Annotated in this window: 15 protein-coding genes; 13 read left to right on the top strand and 2 right to left on the bottom strand. The window is 40.8% G+C overall.

All coding sequences use genetic code 11. The annotated features are described in order from the left end of the window. Positions 1-31 precede the first annotated feature (31 nt). From QZZ41_RS09300 to QZZ41_RS09245, 12 genes are all read left to right on the top strand, one after another. Positions 32-910, top strand: coding sequence for a glycosyltransferase family 2 protein (locus tag QZZ41_RS09300; RefSeq protein WP_295070864.1), 879 nt, complete (start codon positions 32-34; stop codon positions 908-910). 110 nt (positions 911-1,020) lie between these two features. Further along, the gene (locus tag QZZ41_RS09295) at positions 1,021-2,253 is read left to right on the top strand and encodes a nucleotide sugar dehydrogenase (protein WP_295070861.1); all 1,233 of its coding nucleotides are present in this window, start codon (positions 1,021-1,023) and stop codon (positions 2,251-2,253) included. Positions 2,254-2,262: 9 nt separating this feature from the next. After that, positions 2,263-3,150, top strand: coding sequence for a glucose-1-phosphate thymidylyltransferase RfbA (gene rfbA, locus QZZ41_RS09290; RefSeq protein ID WP_074717897.1), 888 nt, complete (start codon positions 2,263-2,265; stop codon positions 3,148-3,150). 12 nt (positions 3,151-3,162) lie between these two features. Then, complete coding sequence (gene rfbB / locus QZZ41_RS09285) at positions 3,163-4,191, top strand: dTDP-glucose 4,6-dehydratase (RefSeq protein WP_295070856.1); 1,029 nt, start codon at positions 3,163-3,165, stop codon at positions 4,189-4,191. Between the two features lie 3 nt (positions 4,192-4,194). After that, positions 4,195-5,082 (top strand): dTDP-4-dehydrorhamnose reductase, encoded by an 888-nt coding sequence (rfbD, locus tag QZZ41_RS09280; RefSeq protein ID WP_295070853.1) that lies wholly within the window; start codon positions 4,195-4,197, stop codon positions 5,080-5,082. A gap of 1 nt (position 5,083) precedes the next feature. After that, positions 5,084-5,692, top strand: a complete 609-nt coding sequence (gene rfbC, locus QZZ41_RS09275) for a dTDP-4-dehydrorhamnose 3,5-epimerase (RefSeq protein ID WP_295070850.1) — start codon at positions 5,084-5,086, stop codon at positions 5,690-5,692. A 399-nt stretch (positions 5,693-6,091) separates the two neighbouring features. After that, positions 6,092-7,123, top strand: a complete 1,032-nt coding sequence (locus tag QZZ41_RS09270) for a GGDEF domain-containing protein (protein ID WP_295070847.1) — start codon at positions 6,092-6,094, stop codon at positions 7,121-7,123. Positions 7,124-7,390: 267 nt separating this feature from the next. Next, positions 7,391-7,945 (top strand): RNA polymerase sigma factor, encoded by a 555-nt coding sequence (locus QZZ41_RS09265; protein WP_295070844.1) that lies wholly within the window; start codon positions 7,391-7,393, stop codon positions 7,943-7,945. After that, positions 7,932-10,043: a hypothetical protein gene (locus QZZ41_RS09260; protein ID WP_295070841.1), complete on the top strand. Its 2,112-nt coding sequence runs from the start codon at positions 7,932-7,934 to the stop codon at positions 10,041-10,043. The genes QZZ41_RS09265 and QZZ41_RS09260 overlap by 14 nt, the downstream gene beginning before the upstream one ends. Before the next feature lie 184 nt (positions 10,044-10,227). Beyond that, positions 10,228-12,153 carry a serpin family protein gene (locus QZZ41_RS09255; protein WP_295070838.1) on the top strand — a complete coding sequence of 642 codons (1,926 nt, stop codon included), beginning with the start codon at positions 10,228-10,230 and terminating at the stop codon, positions 12,151-12,153. 45 nt (positions 12,154-12,198) lie between these two features. Then, positions 12,199-13,749, top strand: a complete 1,551-nt coding sequence (locus QZZ41_RS09250; protein WP_295070835.1) for a serpin family protein — start codon at positions 12,199-12,201, stop codon at positions 13,747-13,749. A gap of 345 nt (positions 13,750-14,094) precedes the next feature. Beyond that, positions 14,095-16,809, top strand: a complete 2,715-nt coding sequence (locus QZZ41_RS09245) for an endo-1,4-beta-xylanase (RefSeq protein ID WP_295070832.1) — start codon at positions 14,095-14,097, stop codon at positions 16,807-16,809. 103 nt (positions 16,810-16,912) lie between these two features. Here QZZ41_RS09245 and QZZ41_RS09240 read toward each other — a convergent pair whose 3' ends face one another. Beyond that, a complete protein-coding gene (locus QZZ41_RS09240; RefSeq protein WP_295070829.1) occupies positions 16,913-18,052 on the bottom strand; it encodes a glycerate kinase in 1,140 nt (379 codons plus the stop codon). Between the two features lie 827 nt (positions 18,053-18,879). On the opposite strand from QZZ41_RS09240, the gene QZZ41_RS09235 reads away from it, so the two are divergent. Beyond that, complete coding sequence (locus QZZ41_RS09235; RefSeq protein ID WP_295070826.1) at positions 18,880-20,502, top strand: DUF5131 family protein; 1,623 nt, start codon at positions 18,880-18,882, stop codon at positions 20,500-20,502. Positions 20,503-20,574: 72 nt separating this feature from the next. Here the strand turns inward: QZZ41_RS09235 and QZZ41_RS09230 are convergent, their stop codons facing one another. Beyond that, positions 20,575-21,240 carry a CPBP family intramembrane glutamic endopeptidase gene (locus tag QZZ41_RS09230; RefSeq protein ID WP_295070823.1) on the bottom strand — a complete coding sequence of 222 codons (666 nt, stop codon included), beginning with the start codon at positions 21,238-21,240 and terminating at the stop codon, positions 20,575-20,577. Positions 21,241-21,276: the final 36 nt, after the last annotated feature.

Here is a 21,276-nt window from a genome sequence, read left to right as displayed (position 1 = left end):
ATTGGCAGCATTAAACATATGGAGGTTTCATATGGAAGAATTGATATCTGTCGTTATTCCATCCTATAATAGAGAAAAAACAATTGCTAAAGCGGTTGACAGTGTTTTAAAACAAACATACGATAATATTGAAGTTATTGTCGTAGATGACTGTTCTAAAGATAATACTGTTGAAATACTCAAACAATATGAAGATCCTCGCTTGCACTATTATGTTCTTGATAAGAATTCAGGAGCGTGCTATGCCAGAAATTATGGAATATCAAAAGCAAAAGGAAAGTATGTCGCACTGCACGACAGCGATGATATATGGCATTCGGACAAGCTTGAAAAACAAATTGCGTATTTAAAGAAAAAACAGCTGGAGTTTATGACTTGTGGTTTTATCCGATATCGTAATGGCAAGCAGGAAAAAATCGGTATGGTGGATTGCCCAAAGAATGCTCAGGATTTATGGTGTCAGCTCGTAAACGGAAACTGGGTTTCGACACAGACTATTCTATGTTACCGTTATTGTTTTGAAAAAATTCAATTTGATCCTAACGTTAAGAGATTTCAGGATTGGGAGCTGGGATTGCAGGCAGCAATAAATTTTCGTGTCGGTTCGTTAAAAGAAACTCTTGTTGATGTTTATGTGCAGGAAGACAGTATAACAAATAACCAGAAAACATATAGTGCAATTTGTTATATATTAAATAAACACTATTCAGATATCGAACCCGGTAATCAGAAAATGCTTGCCCAGTGGCTGAAGTCACGAGCTGATGCAGAACGTGAGGTAAGTTTGAAAAAAGCAGCAAAGTTTTATTTTCAGAGTTTTTGTCTTGTTAGAAAGATGAAGACATTTGCAAGCTGGCTGATGTGTATAACCGGTACAATGAAGCTTTATTTGAAACACCAGGATTCATAACGGCTGAAAACGAATCGCTGCAATAATAAAAAGTTTATATCATGCTATTGCAGAACGTGCGAAAAATAATAAAGTATGAAAAATAATGATAATAAATGGAGGTTGTTGGAATGAAAATTGCGGTAGCAGGAACAGGCTATGTTGGACTTTCAATAGCAACTTTGCTTTCTCAGCATAATACTGTAACGGCAGTTGATATCATTCCCGAAAAGGTTGAGCTTATAAATAATAAGAAGTCACCTATACAGGATGATTACATCGAAAAGTATCTTGCTGAAAAGGAACTTGATCTTACAGCTACACTTGATGCAGAATCAGCTTATAAAGATGCAGATTTTGTAGTTATAGCTGCTCCTACTAATTATGACAGCAAAAAGAACTTTTTTGATACAAGTGCAGTTGAAGCTGTTATTGATCTTGTTATTAAGTATAATCCAAATGCTATCATGGTCATCAAGTCGACTATCCCTGTTGGATATACAAAGTCGATCAGGGAGAAGACCGGCAGCAAGAATATCATTTTCAGCCCAGAGTTCCTTCGTGAGTCCAAGGCACTTTATGATAATCTGTATCCGAGCCGTATAATAGTTGGAACAGATATGAATGATGCAAGACTTGTTGAAGCTGCACATACATTTGCGGAACTTCTTCAGCAGGGGGCTATAAAGGAAGATATTGATACTCTGTTTATGGGCTTTACCGAAGCCGAAGCAGTTAAGCTTTTTGCGAATACATACCTTGCACTTCGTGTAAGCTATTTCAATGAACTTGATACATATGCTGAAATGAAAGGCCTTGATACACAGCAGATCATCAACGGTGTATGTCTTGATCCGCGTATCGGTACTCATTATAACAATCCTTCATTTGGCTATGGCGGATATTGTCTCCCTAAGGATACAAAACAGTTACTTGCAAACTATGCCGATGTTCCACAGAATATGATGTCTGCTATTGTTGCTTCCAACAGAACTCGTAAGGATTATATTGCTGACAGAGTGCTCCAGCTTGCAGGGTATTATGATGCAAACTCAAATTATGATAAGAGCAAGGAAAAGGAAGTTACGATAGGTGTGTATAGACTTACAATGAAGTCTAATAGCGATAATTTCCGTCAGAGCTCGATCCAGGGCGTTATGAAGCGAATAAAGGCAAAAGGTGCAAAGGTAATTATCTATGAGCCGACACTTAATGACGGTGATACATTCTTTGGCAGCTACGTTGTAAATGATCTTGATAAGTTCAAATCAATGAGTAACGCGGTTATTGCCAACAGATATGATGCTTGCCTTGACGATGTTCAGGATAAAGTTTATACAAGAGATTTATTTAGAAGAGATTGAGGTGATGAAATGAAAGGTATTATTCTCGCCGGAGGATCCGGAACAAGACTTTACCCATTAACAATGGTTACATCGAAGCAGCTGCTTCCTGTATATGACAAACCAATGGTTTATTATCCGCTGTCCACACTTATGCTGGCAGGCATTAAGGATATTCTTATAATATCCACGCCTACTGACCTGCCTAATTTTGAGAGACTTCTCGGAGATGGTTCACAGTATGGCATCAGCCTCAGCTATAAGGTACAGCCAAGTCCCGACGGACTTGCACAGGCATTCATACTCGGAGAAGAGTTTATAGGCGATGACGCTTGTGCAATGGTGCTTGGAGATAATATTTTCTACGGAAACGGCTTCGGAACAATTCTTCGTGCTGCAAAGAAGAATGCTGAGGAGAACAACAGAGCAACCGTATTCGGCTACTATGTTCCTGATCCAGAGCGTTTTGGCGTTGTTGACTTTGATAAGGACGGACACGCTCTTTCTATCGAGGAAAAGCCTGCTGTTCCAAAGAGCAATTACGCAGTTACAGGACTTTATTTCTACCCCGCAGGTGTAAGCGCAAGAGCAAATCAGGTAAAGCCTTCTGCCCGCGGAGAGCTTGAGATAACAACACTCAACGAGATGTATCTTCACGATAATCTCCTTGATGTTCAGCTTCTCGGACGCGGTTTTGCATGGCTTGATACAGGTACTATGGACAGCCTTGCAGAAGCTACAAACTTCGTTCAGATGGTCCAGAATCGTCAGGGAATCCAGATCTCGGCACCTGAGGAGATCGCTTTCATCAACGGTTGGATAGATAAAGACGGACTGATGAAGTCTGCTGAGAAATATGGAAAGTCGCCATATGGTCAGCATCTGAAAAAAGTTGCTGAAGGCAAAATAAAGTATTAAGGAGAAAAGACCATGACCATATTTGTTACAGGCGGAGCCGGATTTATAGGCTCAAATTTCGTATTCCATATGCTTGATACATATCCGGATTACAGGATAGTATGTCTTGATAAGCTCACATACGCAGGCAATTTATCAACACTTGAGCCTGTTATGAAGAATCCTAACTTCCGTTTCGTGAAGATAGATATATGCGACAGAGAAGCAATCTACAAGCTTTTCGAGGAAGAAAAGCCTGATATTGTAGTTAACTTCGCAGCAGAGTCACATGTTGACCGCTCTATCGAGAACCCTGAGATATTCCTTCAGACAAATATCCTCGGTACACAGGTACTTATGGACGCTTGCCGCAAGTACGGCATACAGCGTTATCATCAGGTGTCAACAGATGAGGTTTACGGTGATCTCCCACTTGACAGACCTGACCTTTTCTTTACAGAGACTACACCTATCCACACAAGCAGCCCTTACAGCTCATCCAAGGCAGGCGCAGATCTTCTTGTTATGGCGTACAATCGTACATATGGGCTTCCTGTGACAATTTCAAGGTGTTCAAATAACTACGGTCCTTACCACTTTCCCGAGAAGCTTATTCCTCTTATGATAGCTAACGCTCTCGCAGACAAGCCGCTTCCTGTGTACGGTCAAGGACTTAATGTACGTGACTGGCTCTATGTTGAGGATCACTGCCGCGCTATCGACCTTATCATACACAAGGGCAAGGTCGGCGAAGTGTACAACGTAGGCGGTCACAATGAGATGAAGAACATCGACATCGTTAAGCTCATCTGTAAGGAACTTGGCAAGCCTGAGAGCCTTATCACACACGTTGAAGACAGAAAGGGACACGATATGCGTTATGCTATCGATCCGACTAAGATCCACAACGAGCTTGGCTGGCTGCCTGAGACAAAGTTCGAGGACGGTATCAAAAAGACTATCAAGTGGTATCTCGAGAACCGTGAGTGGTGGGAAACTATAATCAGCGGTGAATATCAGAACTACTATGAGAAGATGTACGGAAATCGTGCAGAGGTGTGATATATGAAAGCATTTGTAACAGGTGTAGGCGGACAGCTCGGACATGATGTTATGAACGAGCTTGCAAAGCGCGGATATGAGGGCATAGGAAGTGATATCATCCCCTCAGTTGATATAAAATATCCTTATGTACAGCTTGATATAACCGATGGGGCAGCAGTAGAAAAGGCAATATCGGAAGTAAAGCCTGATGTTGTTATCCACTGTGCAGCATGGACAGCAGTTGACGCTGCCGAAGATGAAGAGAACAAGCCGAAAGTCAAGGCTATAAACGTTGACGGTACACAGAATATCGCCAATGTCTGTAAAAAGCTTGACTGCAAGATGATATATATTTCCACTGACTATGTATTCAACGGACAGGGAACAGAACCATGGCAGCCTGACTGCAAGGATTACGCTCCACAGAATGTATATGGACAGTCAAAGCTGGATGGTGAGCTTGCAGTATCTAATACTCTTGATAAGTACTTCATCGTGCGTATCGCATGGGTATTCGGAGTAAACGGTAAGAACTTCATCAAGACTATGCTGAACGTAGGTCAGAAATATCCTGAAGTACGTGTTGTATCTGATCAGATAGGTACACCTACTTATACTTTTGATCTTTCAAGACTTCTTGTTGATATGGCAGAGACTGAGAAATATGGCTACTACCATGCTACAAACGAAGGTGGATATATCTCATGGTACGACTTTACAGTTGAGATATATAAGCAGGCAGGAATGTCCACAAAGGTAAATCCTGTTACTACAGCAGAGTACGGACTTTCAAAGGCAGCAAGACCTTTCAACAGTCGTCTTGACAAGTCAAAGCTTGTTGAAAACGGCTTTACTCCGCTTCCTTCATGGCAGGATGCACTTTCACGTTATTTAAAGGAGATACAGTAAAATGGGACAGATAACAGTTGAGAAAAATGTCGGCGGCATAGAGGGACTTTGCGTTATAACTCCCGCTGTTCACGGTGACAGCCGCGGTTATTTTATGGAGACTTATTCACAGCGTGATATGGAAGAAGCAGGTTTGAATATTGAATTTGTTCAGGATAATCAGTCCTGTTCTACAAAAGGCGTACTTCGTGGACTTCACTTCCAGAAGCAGTTCCCTCAGACTAAACTTGTACGCGCTATAAAGGGAAGAGTTTTTGATGTTGCTGTTGATCTTCGTACAGAGAGCAAGACATACGGTAAGTGGTTCGGTGTTGAGCTTTCTGAGGAGAACAAGAAGCAGTTCCTTATCCCTAAGGGATTTGCTCACGGTTTCCTTGTTCTCAGTGACGTTGCAGAGTTCTGCTATAAGTGTGATGACTTCTATCATGCTAATGATGAAGGAGGAATGGCTTGGAATGATCCTGAAATAGGTATAAAGTGGCCTGAGCTCGTAGGCGAATATAATGGCACAGCAAGTGCTGAAGGTTATACGCTTGAAGACGGTACTAAGCTAAATCTTTCTGATAAGGATCAGAAATGGCTTGGTTTTAAAGATACATTTAAATTTTGATATTATATGCAGCTCTGTAACAAAAGGGCTGCATTTTTTGTAGTCTGTTTTTGAAAACATTGTATCACTCCCTTTATCATTTCCTACAAACCGTAGTACGTTATGTTGTTTAATGTTACAAAGATTTTGATTGAAGATAACTATTTACAAAAAAACAATATCTTCAATTGATCAATGTGTTATTATATACTCAGAGAGTTCATAGCGTTATGCTATTTGTTTTTTATGGTTATCTGTTTTTGGTGTTTTGTATGGGGGGATCACATGAATAATTCGTCACTTTATATTTCATATGTGATAACTGAGGTCTTTTGTATTTTATTTTCCATAGGTATTATTATAAAATCTAACAAAAATGTTGGTACACAGATCCAGATGCGTCATTTCAGAGGCATGGCTATGTTTTTTATAATTTACCTTATAAGTGATATCTGGTGGGCACTTGGACAAGGCGGTCTGATACCGTTCAACACTACGCTTAACAAAGCAACAAATACTGTGGGACTGGAGTCAGTATCTCTGCTGACTCTCGCCTGGTGCATATTCGTTATTTTACGTATCGACCAGAATAACATGAAGGAAACAATAACATTAAGAGTAATACACTATACTGTAACTATTGTGGACTGTATAATTACGATATCATCTGTTTTTACAGGCTTTTATTTCTATATTGACAAAAATGGTATTTTTCAGTTTGCAGACGGTTATATCGTACATATCATATTGACCTTCGTACAGCTTTTCGGAAGCGGATTATACTCTTTCCGAAAAAGCTTTGCAAATCAGCAGGTCAAGCTCAAAAAGGAATATCGCTTACCGCTGTTTTTTATAATCATTCCTTCGGCAACAGCAGTCCTTGAAGGTATACTGCCGCTTACTCCCATAGTTGCGATGGGAATACTTCTTCCGATACATTATTCCTTCCTTGAGATACAGAACAGCGAGATATACTCCGACGCGCTTACAGGACTTAATAACCGCAGACGTATGGAGATATTCCTGCAGGACATGATACATAATGCTACTGAAAGCAATTCTTTCAGGATACATATGATAGATGTCAACGATTTCAAGCTTGTCAATGATAAATTCGGTCATATAGTTGGAGACAAGACTCTCCAGCTTGTTGCTGACGCGATCCACAATGTTTCGGACAGGCTTCATGGCTTCTGTGCAAGATACGGCGGCGATGAATTTGTGCTGATAATCAATGATGATACAGATATCGATGAGGCTATACAGAATGAAGTTAATGTACTGCGCCAGAAATGTGCCGATCTTATCCCTGCTATCACAGTATGTACAGGCTGTGCTGAGTGCAGATCGGGAGCAATAACAGCTACACAGCTTATCGCGCAGGCAGATGAGCAGCTGTATATCCAGAAAGAAATTTTCCACGGAAGAAGAAAAGCAGAAGATGCTGAATAAAAAGGCAGCCTATTGGCTGCCTTTTCTTTATGATCTCCTGAAAGTGTTAATAATTTTCAGTTGATTTTTATGATATAACTGCTCCGGACAAATTCTGAGCAATTTCAAGATCTTCATTGAAGATCATACCTGATTTTGGGCATTGAATAGTCGAAAAAATAGTGATATAATAAATCTGAAAAATTTTTTGAAAACTACTTCGACATTTTCTGTTCGAGTTACGACTAATAAGTAGATGGGCAACGAACTATCCGAAAGGAGGTATATATGGATAACGGTGAAAGTAGCTACCGCCGTTTTCTATCAGGTGACAAGGACGGTCTCGCAGAAGTTATGCGCATATACCGTGACGGTCTTGTCTTATACCTGTCAAGCCTTGTATGTAATATAAATATCGCTGAAGAATTAATGGAAGAAACTTTTGTAAAACTATATGTCAAAAAGCCCAAATATAAAGGAAAAAGCTCATTCAAGACATGGCTTTATTCCATTGCCAGATTTACGGCAGTTGATTATATAAGAAAGAATTCTTCTGTTTTGCAGACTTCTCTTGATGATGCCGAGTCAAAAGTAAGCGAGGAAAACCTCGAAGGCAGGATCATTCAGAATGAGGAAAAACGCGTTATACATAAGGCTATACGAAAACTTAAACCCGAATATGAGCAGGCACTGTATCTGACATACTTCGAGGATTTTTCAAACAGAGAAACGGCAAGCATAATGAAAAAAACAGAAAAACAGGTCCGTGATATTCTTTATCATGCCAGAAAGACCCTGAAAGCAGAACTTATCAAGGAGGGCTTTGTGTATGAAAAGCTATGAAGAAACTATTGCAAGTGTCTTTGAAAAAGGCGATGCAATAATTGAAAGCAAAAGAAAGCGGGCTCGTCGTATCAAAAACATATCATGTACTGTTTCGTGTCTTTGTGCAGCCATTATTATTTGTGTATTCGCAGTTCATGATCTTATGAAAAATAATCAGCCTATCCTTCCGAATGATGATGAGATAATAGTGACGGAAACTGTCACAGATCAGCAGGTCACTACAACGCAGCCGGTGGAAGAGGATACTGCAATACATACGAGTTCGCCCCATACGACAGCTTCACCTGAAAAGAATGGAGCCGGAACTACAAATACAGCTGTAAAGGACAGCGGCAAATCCACTGTTACCGCAGCTTCACAGAATTCATCTGCCAATGCTAAGGTTTCAACAGTACTAATAAAGGATCCTTCACTTAACAATGGCAGCTCAAAACCAAATGCCAATTCGGATGCCTCAATTATCGCACCCGGTGACGAAAGGAGCTTAGAAATGAAAAAACTATCTGCATTTGCATTATCATTTATTACCGCATTATCAGCTATGCCTATGGAAGCTTCAGCTAATGACAATTACAGGCTGTATTCACAGAACTCATTTGATAAGGAGATCATCGCTCAGGTAGCACAGGGCGAGACAGATCTGAACGGAGACGGTAAATTCGATATAGATGACTGCTATAAGCTGTTTGCTTATACAGACGGATATATCGTAGATGATGCTACAAAGGAAAGAATAGAGCGTTATGCTGATTATGACCATGACGGATCTGTAACATGGTTTAGTGATGCACTACTCATGTTAAAGTATTATTTAATGACAAAGCCTCTGGATACTTCTGTATTCAATATGGATAACTATGAAGAACTTCCGCCCAGCGAGGAAATTCAGAAAATCCATGAACAAACGATAGCAGACGGCTATGAGGTACACCCGAATTCATATTATTTTACAATGAATTTAAAGACATACATGAGATACTACGGAACGGGCTACGGCTTCTTTGCTGATATGGTCAAGGACGGTGATATCTCACCTGATGTCAACGGCGACGGCGTATTTGATATTAAGGACTGCGTAGACTATGAGATATTCCTTGAAAACCTGCTCTTTAATGATACTGCGCTTTACGCAAAATATCAGAATCTGGTAGACGGCGTTATCAACTGGAAAGAAGGCGATGAAGGCGAGTTCTATGCAAGCAATCCAACTATACAGGGCGGCGAAAGCTGGAGACCGTGTACTTTTGATATCATAGAACTTCCTGAGGCAACAGTAAAGAGATGTGCTGATGTATTCAGCAAGCTCGGACCTTACGGCGGACAGTTCAGCGGACGCTACATGGCTTACAGCTATCTCCTTGACAATCCTCTTGACACTGAATACTTCCTTACCGAATACTATGAAAAGTTCTACGAGGGTGCTTCAAATTATGATATAAATGCTGCATTTGTATTTGCTGCAAGAACAGGCGAAAACATCGAGTACTTCGGCAACTTCGACAAGACTAAGTTCAGTAATGACTTCAAGAAGTACTGTAAGGATATCGAGGACGGCAAGATGGAAGAGCCTGACCTCAACTTTGACGGAAAGCTTGACATATACGATTATGACATCGCAATGTGGAGAGTAAGATGTACATTCCTCCCTGACTGGCATGATACAGAAGGCTTTACTGATGAAGAAAATGAATTAAGAGAGAGACAGTATGAGTATTTCAAGACTAAGTGCGATGTAAACGGCGACGGCAAGTACGGCGATACATATGATATGCTCCTTATGGAGTGCTATATGATGCTCAAAAACGATGATATCTTCAACAAGAATGCCAATGAAGAATTCAATATCTCACAGGAATACACAAGCAGCTTTGCACTTCTCAACGATATAGACATTGAAAGAAACGGTGACGCAAATCTCGACGGCGGCATGGATATGGGCGACGTTGTATATATAATGCAGTCACAGGCAAACCCTGATAAATATGAACTTACAGACAAAGGAAAGTTTAATGCTGATCTTTACGAGACAGGCAACGGAATAACCGTTAACGATGCTCTTCAGGTACAGAAAGAGCTCCTCGGACTTGGTGGTTAAGTCAGCAATATAAAACATGATATAGTTAATAATGAACAGACCTGTAAATACGAAGCTTAATGCTTCGTTTGCAGGTCTGTTTTTGTGTATTAAAATTCACATTTATTGTTGACATTTATGGTATATAATGTTATAATTGTAACATGGATTGTTATATCCATACGACATGAGAGGAGTGTTTATTATGGGCAGAACTAAAAAAATGAAACGATTGGCAGCAGGCATTGTTGGCACTGCATTGCTGTTAAGCTATTCGGGAGGGGTGTTCCCACCGCCGCCGATTGTACACGCAGAGGAAAGCTACTCCAGCGTTAGCTACAACGAGGAAACTCAAATGTATGAATATGAGTTTCTTGATGCGTATATCTATGACGTTCATAATTTTTCCGGGATTATAACCATTGACCTTATACCTTCAACTGGAAGCAACTGGTATGAATATTCATTTCATAAAGAGATAGTGCTGAACAGTGATGATTATGAAGAGTCTGCAAGGGTTTATGAGGCTGATAACCATGAATTGGCAAGTACGCTCAAACGTGAGGACAGAGTCAACATCAAATTCGCTGCAAGGAAAAAATATGATGATATGACAGATACAAGCAGATATGGTTCATGGGGAAGAAGCGATAAATACTATGTAAGCCAGATAGTATCCATAAAGGATCCCAATGAGCATATCTACGGCGATATAAACGATGACGGAGTTATAGACTCATTTGACATTGTTACATACAAGAAGTATATCGCAGGAAATCTTTCGTATAAGCTGAGCGAAGTGCAGTTCCTTAATGCGGATATCGACATGGATACCGAGATAACCGAAGAGGACCTCAGACAGGTAACGGATTTCGTTCTCGGAAGTGCAAAGGAGTTCAACGGAGCTTCAAATATCGGAAGTGTGCGCCTTGACAATACTGTAAGCGTAAAGGCTGAGGAGGGCGTAAAGACTGACGAAAAATTTGCTGCTGCAGAAATGAAATTCGGTGTTGATCTTCTGAAAAAGTGCTTTGACCCTGAGAATGACAGTGAAAATCTTCTTTTGTCTCCGCTTTCCATTTCAACAGCTCTGGCAATGACTGCAAACGGAGCTGAGGGCGAAACAAAGAAGGAAATGGAAAAGGTGCTCGGAAACGGTCTTACTCTTGATGAGATAAACGAGTATATGGCATATTATGTCAAGGGATTGCCTGATGAGGAGAAGGAAAAGGTATACCTTGCAAACTCTATATGGTTCAGGGACGATCCTACATTCAAGGTATATGACGAGTTCCTTGAAACAAATAGCAAGTACTATAACTCTGAGATGTACAAGTGCAAGTTTAAGGGAAATGAGGACAAAATAGTCAAGGACATAAACAGCTGGGTAAACAAGAATACAAAGGGCATGATACCAAATCTTATCAAAAGGGAAAACATAAAGGAAAATACAGCTATGCTTCTGCTGAATACCCTGTATTTTGAAGCAGAATGGATGAGCCCCTATCTCAGCACACAAGACGGCGAATTCACCGACCTGAACGGTGACAAGCATCCTATTCAGGAAATGAACAGTATGGAAAGCTTTTATTATGACCTCGGCAATGCCGATGCTTTCAAGAAGCCTTATCAGAATGGTGATTACAGCTTCGTAGGCATACTTCCTCATAAGGACGTTGATTTTGAAAGCTACGTGAAGGACCTTGACGGTGAAGCACTTGCCGAAGGATTAAAGGAATACGCTGATCCTTCAACTATAGACCTTTATGTAATGATACCTAAGTTCAAGTATAATTACGAAAAGAAGCTGAAGGATATACTTCCGAAGCTTGGAATGGAAACAGCATTCGATTCATCAAAGGCTGACTTTTCAAAGATAAATGATCTCTCTGTCGAAGGAGCACTTCCTTTATACATTGATGATGTTCTCCATAAGACAAAGATCGAAGTTACCGAAAAGGGTACAAAGGCTGCTGCTGCAACAGCTGTAATAATGGGACTGGGTGCAGCTGCTCCTATCCAGAAGAAAGAGGTATATATCTACCTTAACAGACCTTTTGTTTATATGATAGTTGATAAGAACAATGTACCGCTGTTTATTGGTGCGGCTACACAGCTTGAAGAAAAGTAATGCAACTGCTGAAAGCTCTTCTGTCTTTATGGCAGGAGAGCTTTTATGCTTATAGTGACCGATGTAATACAAGCCGTCAACAATGGCGGCTTACTGATAAAGGAGGAAAAACCAATGAGATGTTCAAGAATAATTGCAGCTATACTCGCATTAGGCATGACGCTGCCGGCATTTGCCTCGGCAGGCATTTCCGCACAGGATATAGTCGGCAATGGAGATGTAAATGATGACAGAGTTTTCAATATTTCTGATATTGTAATGTATCAGCGTTGGCTGGGCGGAAAGGGCGAGCTTAAAAACGCTGACAACGGAGATGTAAACGGTGACGGTTCATATGATGTCTTTGATCTCTGTCAGATGAGAAAGATGCTGATAAAAGATGCGCCTGAGCAAAAACTGTCTGTTTCACGTAACCTTTGCTCTGGTATAGCAAAATCTGAGGTCAAAGGAATGGCAGCGGACGATAAATTTGCAGCAGGTCAGCGCAAATTCGCAACTGAGCTTCTGAAAGCGATAGATGATGGCAAAAATGAAAATATATTTATATCACCTTATTCCGTAATGCAGTCTCTTGCAATGACTACAAATGGAGCAAGAGGCGAAACACTTGAGCAAATGGAGCAGGTGCTCGGCGGAGTTCCTATTGAAGAACTGAATGAATATCTGTATCTGTTCAGGAAAAAGGTCGGTTCGAGCAATAGATCGGTGATAGAAACTGCAAATTCCGTATGGGTAAGAGATGATCCGAGTTTGATCATACCGGTTCCCGAATTTATACAGACAAATTTGAATTACTACGATGCGGATTACTATCTGTCGCCATTTAACGGTAATACCCTTAAAAATGTAAATGAATGGGTAGACGAAAATACAAGACACTATATCCCTGAAATAATTGACGAAATAGATCCGAATGAAGTATTTTTTATCATCAATGCCGTAGTTCTTGATGCGGAATGGGCGAACGATTATATGAGGTATCAGGTCAGCAACTGGGAGTTTACAGATGTTTTCGGAACAGACCAGACCTGTAAATTCATGACGTGCGGGGCTGATTATATAGGTGATGATGATACGGACGGATTTATAAAAGACTATAAGGACAAGAATATCGGATATGCAGCTCTTCTGCCGCATGAGGATATAGATATACATGATTATATCAAGAGCCTGACAAATGAAAAACTTGACGCACTTCTTGCTCAGGGAGAGAATAAATGTGAGGTCGCGCTCACATCAATGCCGAAATATACTCTGGAATATGAAAACGACCTTAAAGAAGAACTGAAAGCAATGGGAATGGAAGGTGCATTTGAAGAAACAGCCAATTTCACAGGTCTTACATCAGCACCTGTGCCGACATGGCTGCACTACGTCAAGCACAAGACAACGCTTGATGTCAATGAAAAAGGAACAAAGGCTACAGCAGCTGCTGTTACGGGTGGTCTGGCAGGAAGCGGTATGCCGCCTAAGGAGGTATATCTTACAAGACCTTTCGTTTACTGTATATATGACAGAGAAACACGTATCCCGCTGTTTATCGGAGCTTTGCTGACTATTCCCGAAGGCTCTGTTGTTGAAACGGCAAATGAGTAAGTTTTCACAGCAAAAATGATTGACATGGCATATGATATATAACATTATGCAATTTATATATAACATATTGCATATAATAAATACAACAATTTTTGCATAAAGACAGGCTCCATAAATTGCTGTCGTTTTAAAGGCATATGGTGCTTTACGGCTATTTTTAGGGAAATATGATTTTTAAAAATTCGCAATATTTGACTGATTTAAAAAACAAGAGCAAAAAATGACTTGTGACTGGTGAAATGAATGAATATAATTAAGTTAGAAATAAAAACAGCAAAATATACTGGGAGTATTACTAATCCAATTGCTTAATCCATTTTTTACTAAGTCAAAGGAGTGATTTATTTGAAGCTTAGCAAGATCAAAAAGATCATCGGCGCAGGTGCTTCCACAATGATGATCGCAGCTGCTATCCCTGCTGTTGCTTCAGCTGCTGACCAGCAGACAAGAGGTAATATCGGCGGATACGACTACGAGATGTGGAACCAGAACGGTCAGGGACAGGCATCAATGAATCCCGGTGCAGGTTCTTTCACCTGCTCATGGAGCAACATTGAGAACTTCCTCGCACGTATGGGTAAGAACTACGACAGCCAGAAGAAGAATTATAAGGCTTTCGGAAATATCGTTCTCACATATGATGTAGAATACACACCAAGAGGAAATTCTTATATGTGCGTTTACGGATGGACAAGAAATCCTCTTATGGAATACTATATCGTAGAAGGCTGGGGCGACTGGAGACCACCCGGAAATGACGGAGAAAATAAGGGTACAGTAACTCTTAACGGCAATACATACGATATCCGCAAGTCAATGCGTTATAATCAGCCATCACTTGACGGTACAGCAACATTCCCACAGTACTGGAGTGTTCGTAAACAGAGTGGTTCAGCTAACAATCAGACAAACTACATGAAGGGTACTATCGACGTATCCAAGCACTTCGAGGCTTGGGAAAAGGCTGGTCTCGATATGTCTGGTACACTTTACGAAGTATCACTCAATATCGAAGGTTACAGATCAAACGGTTCTGCTAACGTAAAGAGCGTAACTGTTACAGAAGGTGCAGGCGGCGGTGGCGGCCAGCAGAACAACGACTGGAACCAGAATAATAATCAGCAGCAAAACCAGAATAACGATTGGAACAACTGGGGCCAGCAGAACCAGAACAACGACTGGAACAACTGGGGACAGCAGAACCAGAACCAGGGTTGGGACTGGAATAACCAGAATAACAACCAGTGGAACCAGAACAATGACTGGAATAACTGGGGCCAGCAGAACCAGAACAACGACTGGAACAACTGGGGACAGCAGAACCAGAATAACGACTGGAATAACTGGGGACAGCAGAACCAGAATAACGATTGGAACAACTGGGGACAGCAGAATAACGGCTGGGACTGGAACAACCAGAACAACAACCAGTGGAACGGCGTTGCAAACAATGACTGGAACAATAATAACCAGTGGAATCAGAACAATGACTGGAACAACTGGGGACAGCAGAATAACGGTTGGGACTGGAACAACCAGAATAACAACCAGTGGAACCAGAACAACAACTGGAATAACTGGGGACAGCAGAACCAGGGTTGGGACTGGAATAACCAGAATAACAACCAGTGGAACGGCGTTGTAAACAACGATTGGAATAATCAGAATAATAACTGGAACCAGAACAACAACCAGTGGAATCAGAACCAGAACCAGGGTTGGGATTGGAACAATCAGAACAACAACCAGTGGAATCAGAACCAGGGTTGGGACTGGAACAACCAGAACAACAACCAGTGGAATCAGAACCAGAACCAGGGTTGGGATTGGAATAATCAGAACAACAACCAGTGGAATCAGAACCAGAACCAGGGTTGGGACTGGAATAACCAGAACAACAATCAGTGGAATCAGAACCAGAACCAGGGTTGGGACTGGAATAACCAGAACAATAATCAGTGGAACGGCGTTGTAAACAACGACTGGAACAACAATAATCAGTGGAACCAGAATAATAACAACAACAATAACAACAACAATAACAACCAGCAGCAGAACAACAATGCAGGTTCAAAGGACAGCCTCAAGGGTGCATTTGCAAATTACTTCAAGATCGGTACATCTGTAAGCCCTAACGAGCTTAACAGCGGTGCTGACTTCATTAAGAAGCATTATAATTCTATTACTCCTGAGAACGAACTCAAGCCTGACAGCATTCTTGATCAGTCAGCTTGTCAGCAGAGAGGCAACAATGTAAATACTCAGATCTCTCTCAACAGAGCTGCTCAGACTCTGAAGTTCTGTGAGCAGAACGGTATCTCACTCCGTGGTCATACATTTGTTTGGTACAGCCAGACTCCTGATTGGTTCTTCCGTGAGAACTTCTCACAGAACGGTGCATACGTATCAAAGGATATCATGAACCAGCGTCTTGAGAGCATGATCAAGAATACATTTGCAGCTCTTAAGCAGCAGTATCCAAATCTTGATGTTTACTCATACGATGTATGTAACGAGCTCTTCCTCAATGACGGCGGCGGAATGAGACCTGCAAACAATTCTAACTGGGTAAGAGTTTACGGTGATGACAGTTTTGTTATCAACGCATTCAAGTATGCAAGACAGTATGCTCCTGCAGGCTGCAAGCTCTATCTCAACGACTATAACGAGTATATTCCTGCAAAGACAAACGATATCTATAATATGGCTATGAAGCTCAAGCAGCTTGGCTACATCGATGGTATCGGTATGCAGTCACATCTTGCTACAAATTATCCTGATGCTAATACTTATGAGACAGCTCTCAAGAAGTTCCTCAGCACAGGTCTTGAGGTACAGATCACTGAGCTCGATATCACTTGCTCAAATACTCAGGAGCAGGCAAATCTCTATGAGAAGATATTCAAGCTCGCTATGCAGAATGCTGATAAGATCCCTGCACTTACAATCTGGGGTACTCAGGACAGCGTAAGCTGGAGAAGAGAGCAGAATCCACTTCTCTTCTCTAACGGCTATCAGCCAAAGCCTGCATATGAGAAGGTAATGGCACTTGTAAAGTAAGATCAAAATGTTAAGCCTGATCTTATAAATCATAATAATAAAACAGTCACAGGAGCATAAGTGATCTTGTGACTGTTTTTATGTATTACGGAAAATATTGTTGTCAGCAGAAAAGCTTTATAGTTCTGAAAACCTGTTCTGCCGTATCGGCGAGGTTTTTGCAGGAATTCTCTTTTTTCATAGCCTGTTCAAGTGTACATATCCTGCGGAGAACAGGGAAGTATGCGTCAATACCGCTTGCGTTGCACAGCTCTGCTCCCTCGCGTACCGAGCCGCAGAAAGCAATGACAGGCTTGCCGTACTTCTTTGCTATTTTTGCAATACCTATGGGAGCTTTTCCCATAGCGGTCTGACTGTCGAGACAGCCCTCACCTGTGATGACGATATCAGCGTCTTTTATGATATCTTCCAGCTTCGTTTCGCGTATAACAAGGTCAACACCTGATTGCAGCTCGGCGTTCAGATAATACATCAGTGCAAAGCCAAGCCCTCCTGCCGCACCTGAGCCTGCTGTATAAGGCGAAGCAGAAGGGCAGTACGTTTTAGTAAGCTCTGCATAGTTGCTGAGATAGCCGTCCATAAGGCTGATACTGTCTTTATCCGCGCCTTTCTGCGGAGCAAATACCTCGCTGCATCCGTTAGTGCCGCAAAGCGGATTTTTAACATCACAGGCAACATGGAAGCTGCACTCTTTCAGTTCCTTTACTGCATTGCTGTCGGTGATACGGGCAAGCTGTGAAAGCCCATTTGCACCATAGCTTACCTGCTGTCCATTGCTGTCGAGCATACCGAAGCCAAGAGCCTGCAAGCAGCCGATACCGCCGTCATTTGTGGCACTTCCGCCAATACCGATGATAAAATTGCGGCAGCCTCGTCTGACAGCGTCAAGTATCATCTCGCCTGTGCCGTATGTAGTTGTATACATGGGATCGCGTTCGTTTTCCGAAAGCAGGGTCAGTCCCGAAGCAGCTGCCATTTCGATAACAGCGGTGTTGTCGGGAAGTACCCCGTATTTGGCTTTGATACACCTTCCGAGAGGATCACACACGTCGGTTTCGATGAACTTTCCGTTCAGACCAGATACAAGAGCTTCTACAGTGCCTTCTCCGCCGTCAGCAACAGGTATGATCACGGTATCTGTTTCGGGAAAAATACGGTGTAATCCTTCTGCTGCAGCTTTGCCTGCTTCAAGAGAAGTTAGACTTCCTTTGAATGAATCTATTGCAATAACAGCTTTATGCATGGTATTTCACCTCTATTTGTTAATTTGATAGTTTATATTATATGCATATTTTGCAACTCAGTCCAAATTTTAACATTAAAAACTTATGTTGTCAATACATTTTAAATAATAAAATATATATAATTAAATGAATTGGTAATAAATAATAATTATTATTCATGTTTGATATATTTATTTTATAATACTGAAGAAAAAATATAAGAAAATGCTTAAAATTTGCAAAATAGCAGCATTTGTTTATCAATATAAGGACAAAATTATACTTGACGAAAATGTGTATATAGTATATAATATAAATAGTATTTCCTTATACGTAAAAAATCTTCAAAAGCTTAATTTTTACCTTTTTTTACTATTATTTTTAATAATATTTTTTGATACCGTTATTTTACTATTTTTTCAAAGCTCACACATTGTTTTATTACGTTAAAACAGGGATAAATGTGGGGAATATTTACTAATCGTTTTTGATTTAATCGGTATTCTTTTTAGCATGATATGATCAACAGTTATTTTATGATATTAAATTACAGGCAGATCTAAAATAATAAACCGTAAGTTTGATTATAATTTTTCTGTCGTATGCGTTTACTTTTAATGTGCCGTTTTATGATAAGCAGCCATTATAATCGTATTATGCATATCTCTGCGACTTATGAAGTATCTTATGTGCAGAGCATATCATATTTACTTTTTTAATTCATTTCGGCATAAAAGATATCGCGCAGCATAGGAAAAGACAGATGGGATCACGCTCTGAATGCAGTTTAATGCTGCTTTCGGCAAAAATCGTGGAAAGAAATAAATATTGAGGGGCAAGATGTTTTATGCTGAGAATTGAAGACTATTATACTGACGCTCCGTCAGCGGGTATTATCACAATGCTCGAAAGACCTGAGGTCGTAAACAGGCTGTTGAATATACTTATCTGCAATTTCGGCGGCTTTGATTATACGAAGCTGAAGGTGAATATGTACTCAGTACAGGAAGAACTTGAAGAGTATAGGAATATGCATCAGGAATATCTGAGCCAGATACAGATGCTCCATGCTTATTATGACGGTCATCAACTTGCGCTTAAACGTATACTTAAAGATATCAACTATGACACACACCTGAATACGAAAGTGTATTCTCCCGTTATCGGATGTCCTATCGGCTGCAAGTACTGCTTTACAAAATGCGTAGTAGATCATTTTGGTATTACTGAGGATTACAAGAAGCAGATATTCCGCGGCTTCTATAAAATGAAAAAGGACGAAGAGGGAAATGATATCCCTGAGCTCTTCAATATTGAAAATGAAAATCCTATCGACTGGTTCCTGACTTATATGTCTGATTTTGGCTGCTGGAAGCCCGAGTGGCAGGAAAATGTTCTTCAGCAGATCATTGCGGCAAGTAATATAAAGCGCAGACAGAGAAGATTTGTTGATACATTCCAGCTTGTTACAAAACGTCCGAGCGGAATTGACCTCAGTCCAATACCTGTGGATACTGATATGCGAAATGTTATTATTTCCTGTACAGTTGACCGTAATGCGTGTACAGGCCGTATTACCGATCTTATTGAAAAAACTAAGGATCACAAGATTACAGCCTGTGTCGTATATCAGCCTGTGCTTGAATATATAGAACCGGTCCACCTTGATGAAATTGTCAATACATTCGGCAAGGACTATACATGGGTCATAATCGGCGGAGAAGTGGGCGGAGCTAATCCGCTTAGGTTTGAATGGATCAAGGATCTCATTGACAAATGCATCGAGCTTGGCATACCTGTGAAAATTGAACGTGATATAATGAAAACCGTTCTGGAAAGCGGATATGAGTTCCTGGAACAGAGTCCTAAGCTTCTGAGAGAAGCAAAGGCTATCCGTGCAAGAAATCTTGAACTGAAGAAGGGTGCTGTTGCCGAATACTACGAGGTCAAGATAGCAGAGCTCAATGATGAACTTAAAAGATGTGCTCCTGCTGACAGGCTTGATATCGCAGCTTCTATACTTTATGGTGAGGTTGAGATAATTGCAGAAAACGCCAAGAGACTTCTTGAAAGAATGCCTGAATTCGATCTGATATTCAGTGCTGAAACAAAGGGTACTCCGCTTGCGTATGAGCTTTCAAGACAGAGCGGAAAGGATTGTATCATTGCTCATAAGTCCGTAAAGCTTTATATGGATGATACCTTAGAAGTATCCGTCAAATCGCTTCTGTCGGAAAAAAAGAAAAAGTTTTATCTTTCCGCAGAAGAAGCAAGAGCATTTGACGGAAAGCGCGTTCTCATTGTCGACAACGTTATCAGTACTCCCGAGTCTCTTAGAGATTTGGAGGTAATTGTTGAAAGGTTAGGCGGTACGCCGATCGCAAACGCAGCTATATTTACGGAAGAAGGCAATATCAAGCGTGATGATACGTTCTTCATTGCACCGCTTCCTGTTCAGGAATATGCATAATAATATACATAAAAAAGCAGGAGAGCTTTGATGAGCTCTCCTGTTTTTCATTTTCTGCCTTTTTGTAAAATATCATACGATCAGATCCCAGTACATATGAAGCAGTATTGGAACAAAAATGTTCCTGCTTTTGAGAAAGCTTAAACTGAATATCACGCCTAAAGCAAGTATCTCTATAAAACCAAATCCTGTAAACACAGAAACGAATGTATCGTGTCTTATCCATGTGGGGAAATGTATCAGCATGAACATGACTGCATTTAACGCTATAGCCTGCCATTGCTTTTTCTTGTCACTGCTTACCGTAGCATTGAGCAGCCAGCCGCGGAATACCATTTCTTCCGTAATTCCTACCGAGAGGAGCATGATGACCTTATCTGCGCTGAGATCGGGGATCAATTTCAGAGAATGATCCATTCTGTAACGAGTTATCAGTACGTCTACAGTGAAGAATGCAAAGATAGGAAGATAGTGTAACCATTTTACTTTCGTTGTAAACATTTCCTTCAGCTGTATATGTACCTCTGATGAGAAGTGATGCACCAGAAGCATGGCAGGAAGCGTCCACACAAGGTTCTTGATACACTCCTTGATGATCTGACATACTGCCGCATTTTGGAAATGGTCTTCAAGGAACGGTGAAACCAGGAATGTATATAGTGTCCATATGCCATAGAAAATGATTATATAGACCAGTAACGTGATCTTTAATTTTCTGCTTTTCGTTGTAGTTTCCATATTTTATGCCTCCAAGCATTTTGAATGTATAGTTCG

Source organism: Ruminococcus sp., assembly GCF_016283395.1.
Note: the sequence above shows the minus strand (reverse complement) of the source record. Positions and strands in the feature narration are given on the sequence as shown.

What these genes read in the sequence shown, in the direction of transcription:
- QZZ41_RS09300 (WP_295070864.1), top strand. Translation starts at nt 32, where the DNA reads ATGGAAGAATTGATATCTGTCGTTATTCCATCCTATAATAGAGAAAAA.
- QZZ41_RS09295 (WP_295070861.1), top strand. Translation starts at nt 1,021, where the DNA reads ATGAAAATTGCGGTAGCAGGAACAGGCTATGTTGGACTTTCAATAGCA.
- rfbA (WP_074717897.1), top strand. Translation starts at nt 2,263, where the DNA reads ATGAAAGGTATTATTCTCGCCGGAGGATCCGGAACAAGACTTTACCCA.
- rfbB (WP_295070856.1), top strand. Translation starts at nt 3,163, where the DNA reads ATGACCATATTTGTTACAGGCGGAGCCGGATTTATAGGCTCAAATTTC.
- rfbD (WP_295070853.1), top strand. Translation starts at nt 4,195, where the DNA reads ATGAAAGCATTTGTAACAGGTGTAGGCGGACAGCTCGGACATGATGTT.
- rfbC (WP_295070850.1), top strand. Translation starts at nt 5,084, where the DNA reads ATGGGACAGATAACAGTTGAGAAAAATGTCGGCGGCATAGAGGGACTT.
- QZZ41_RS09270 (WP_295070847.1), top strand. Translation starts at nt 6,092, where the DNA reads ATGTTTTTTATAATTTACCTTATAAGTGATATCTGGTGGGCACTTGGA.
- QZZ41_RS09265 (WP_295070844.1), top strand. Translation starts at nt 7,391, where the DNA reads ATGGATAACGGTGAAAGTAGCTACCGCCGTTTTCTATCAGGTGACAAG.
- QZZ41_RS09260 (WP_295070841.1), top strand. Translation starts at nt 7,932, where the DNA reads ATGAAAAGCTATGAAGAAACTATTGCAAGTGTCTTTGAAAAAGGCGAT.
- QZZ41_RS09255 (WP_295070838.1), top strand. Translation starts at nt 10,228, where the DNA reads ATGGGCAGAACTAAAAAAATGAAACGATTGGCAGCAGGCATTGTTGGC.
- QZZ41_RS09250 (WP_295070835.1), top strand. Translation starts at nt 12,199, where the DNA reads ATGCTTATAGTGACCGATGTAATACAAGCCGTCAACAATGGCGGCTTA.
- QZZ41_RS09240 (WP_295070829.1), bottom strand. Translation starts at nt 18,052, where the DNA reads ATGCATAAAGCTGTTATTGCAATAGATTCATTCAAAGGAAGTCTAACT.
- QZZ41_RS09235 (WP_295070826.1), top strand. Translation starts at nt 18,880, where the DNA reads ATGCTGAGAATTGAAGACTATTATACTGACGCTCCGTCAGCGGGTATT.
- QZZ41_RS09230 (WP_295070823.1), bottom strand. Translation starts at nt 21,240, where the DNA reads ATGGAAACTACAACGAAAAGCAGAAAATTAAAGATCACGTTACTGGTC.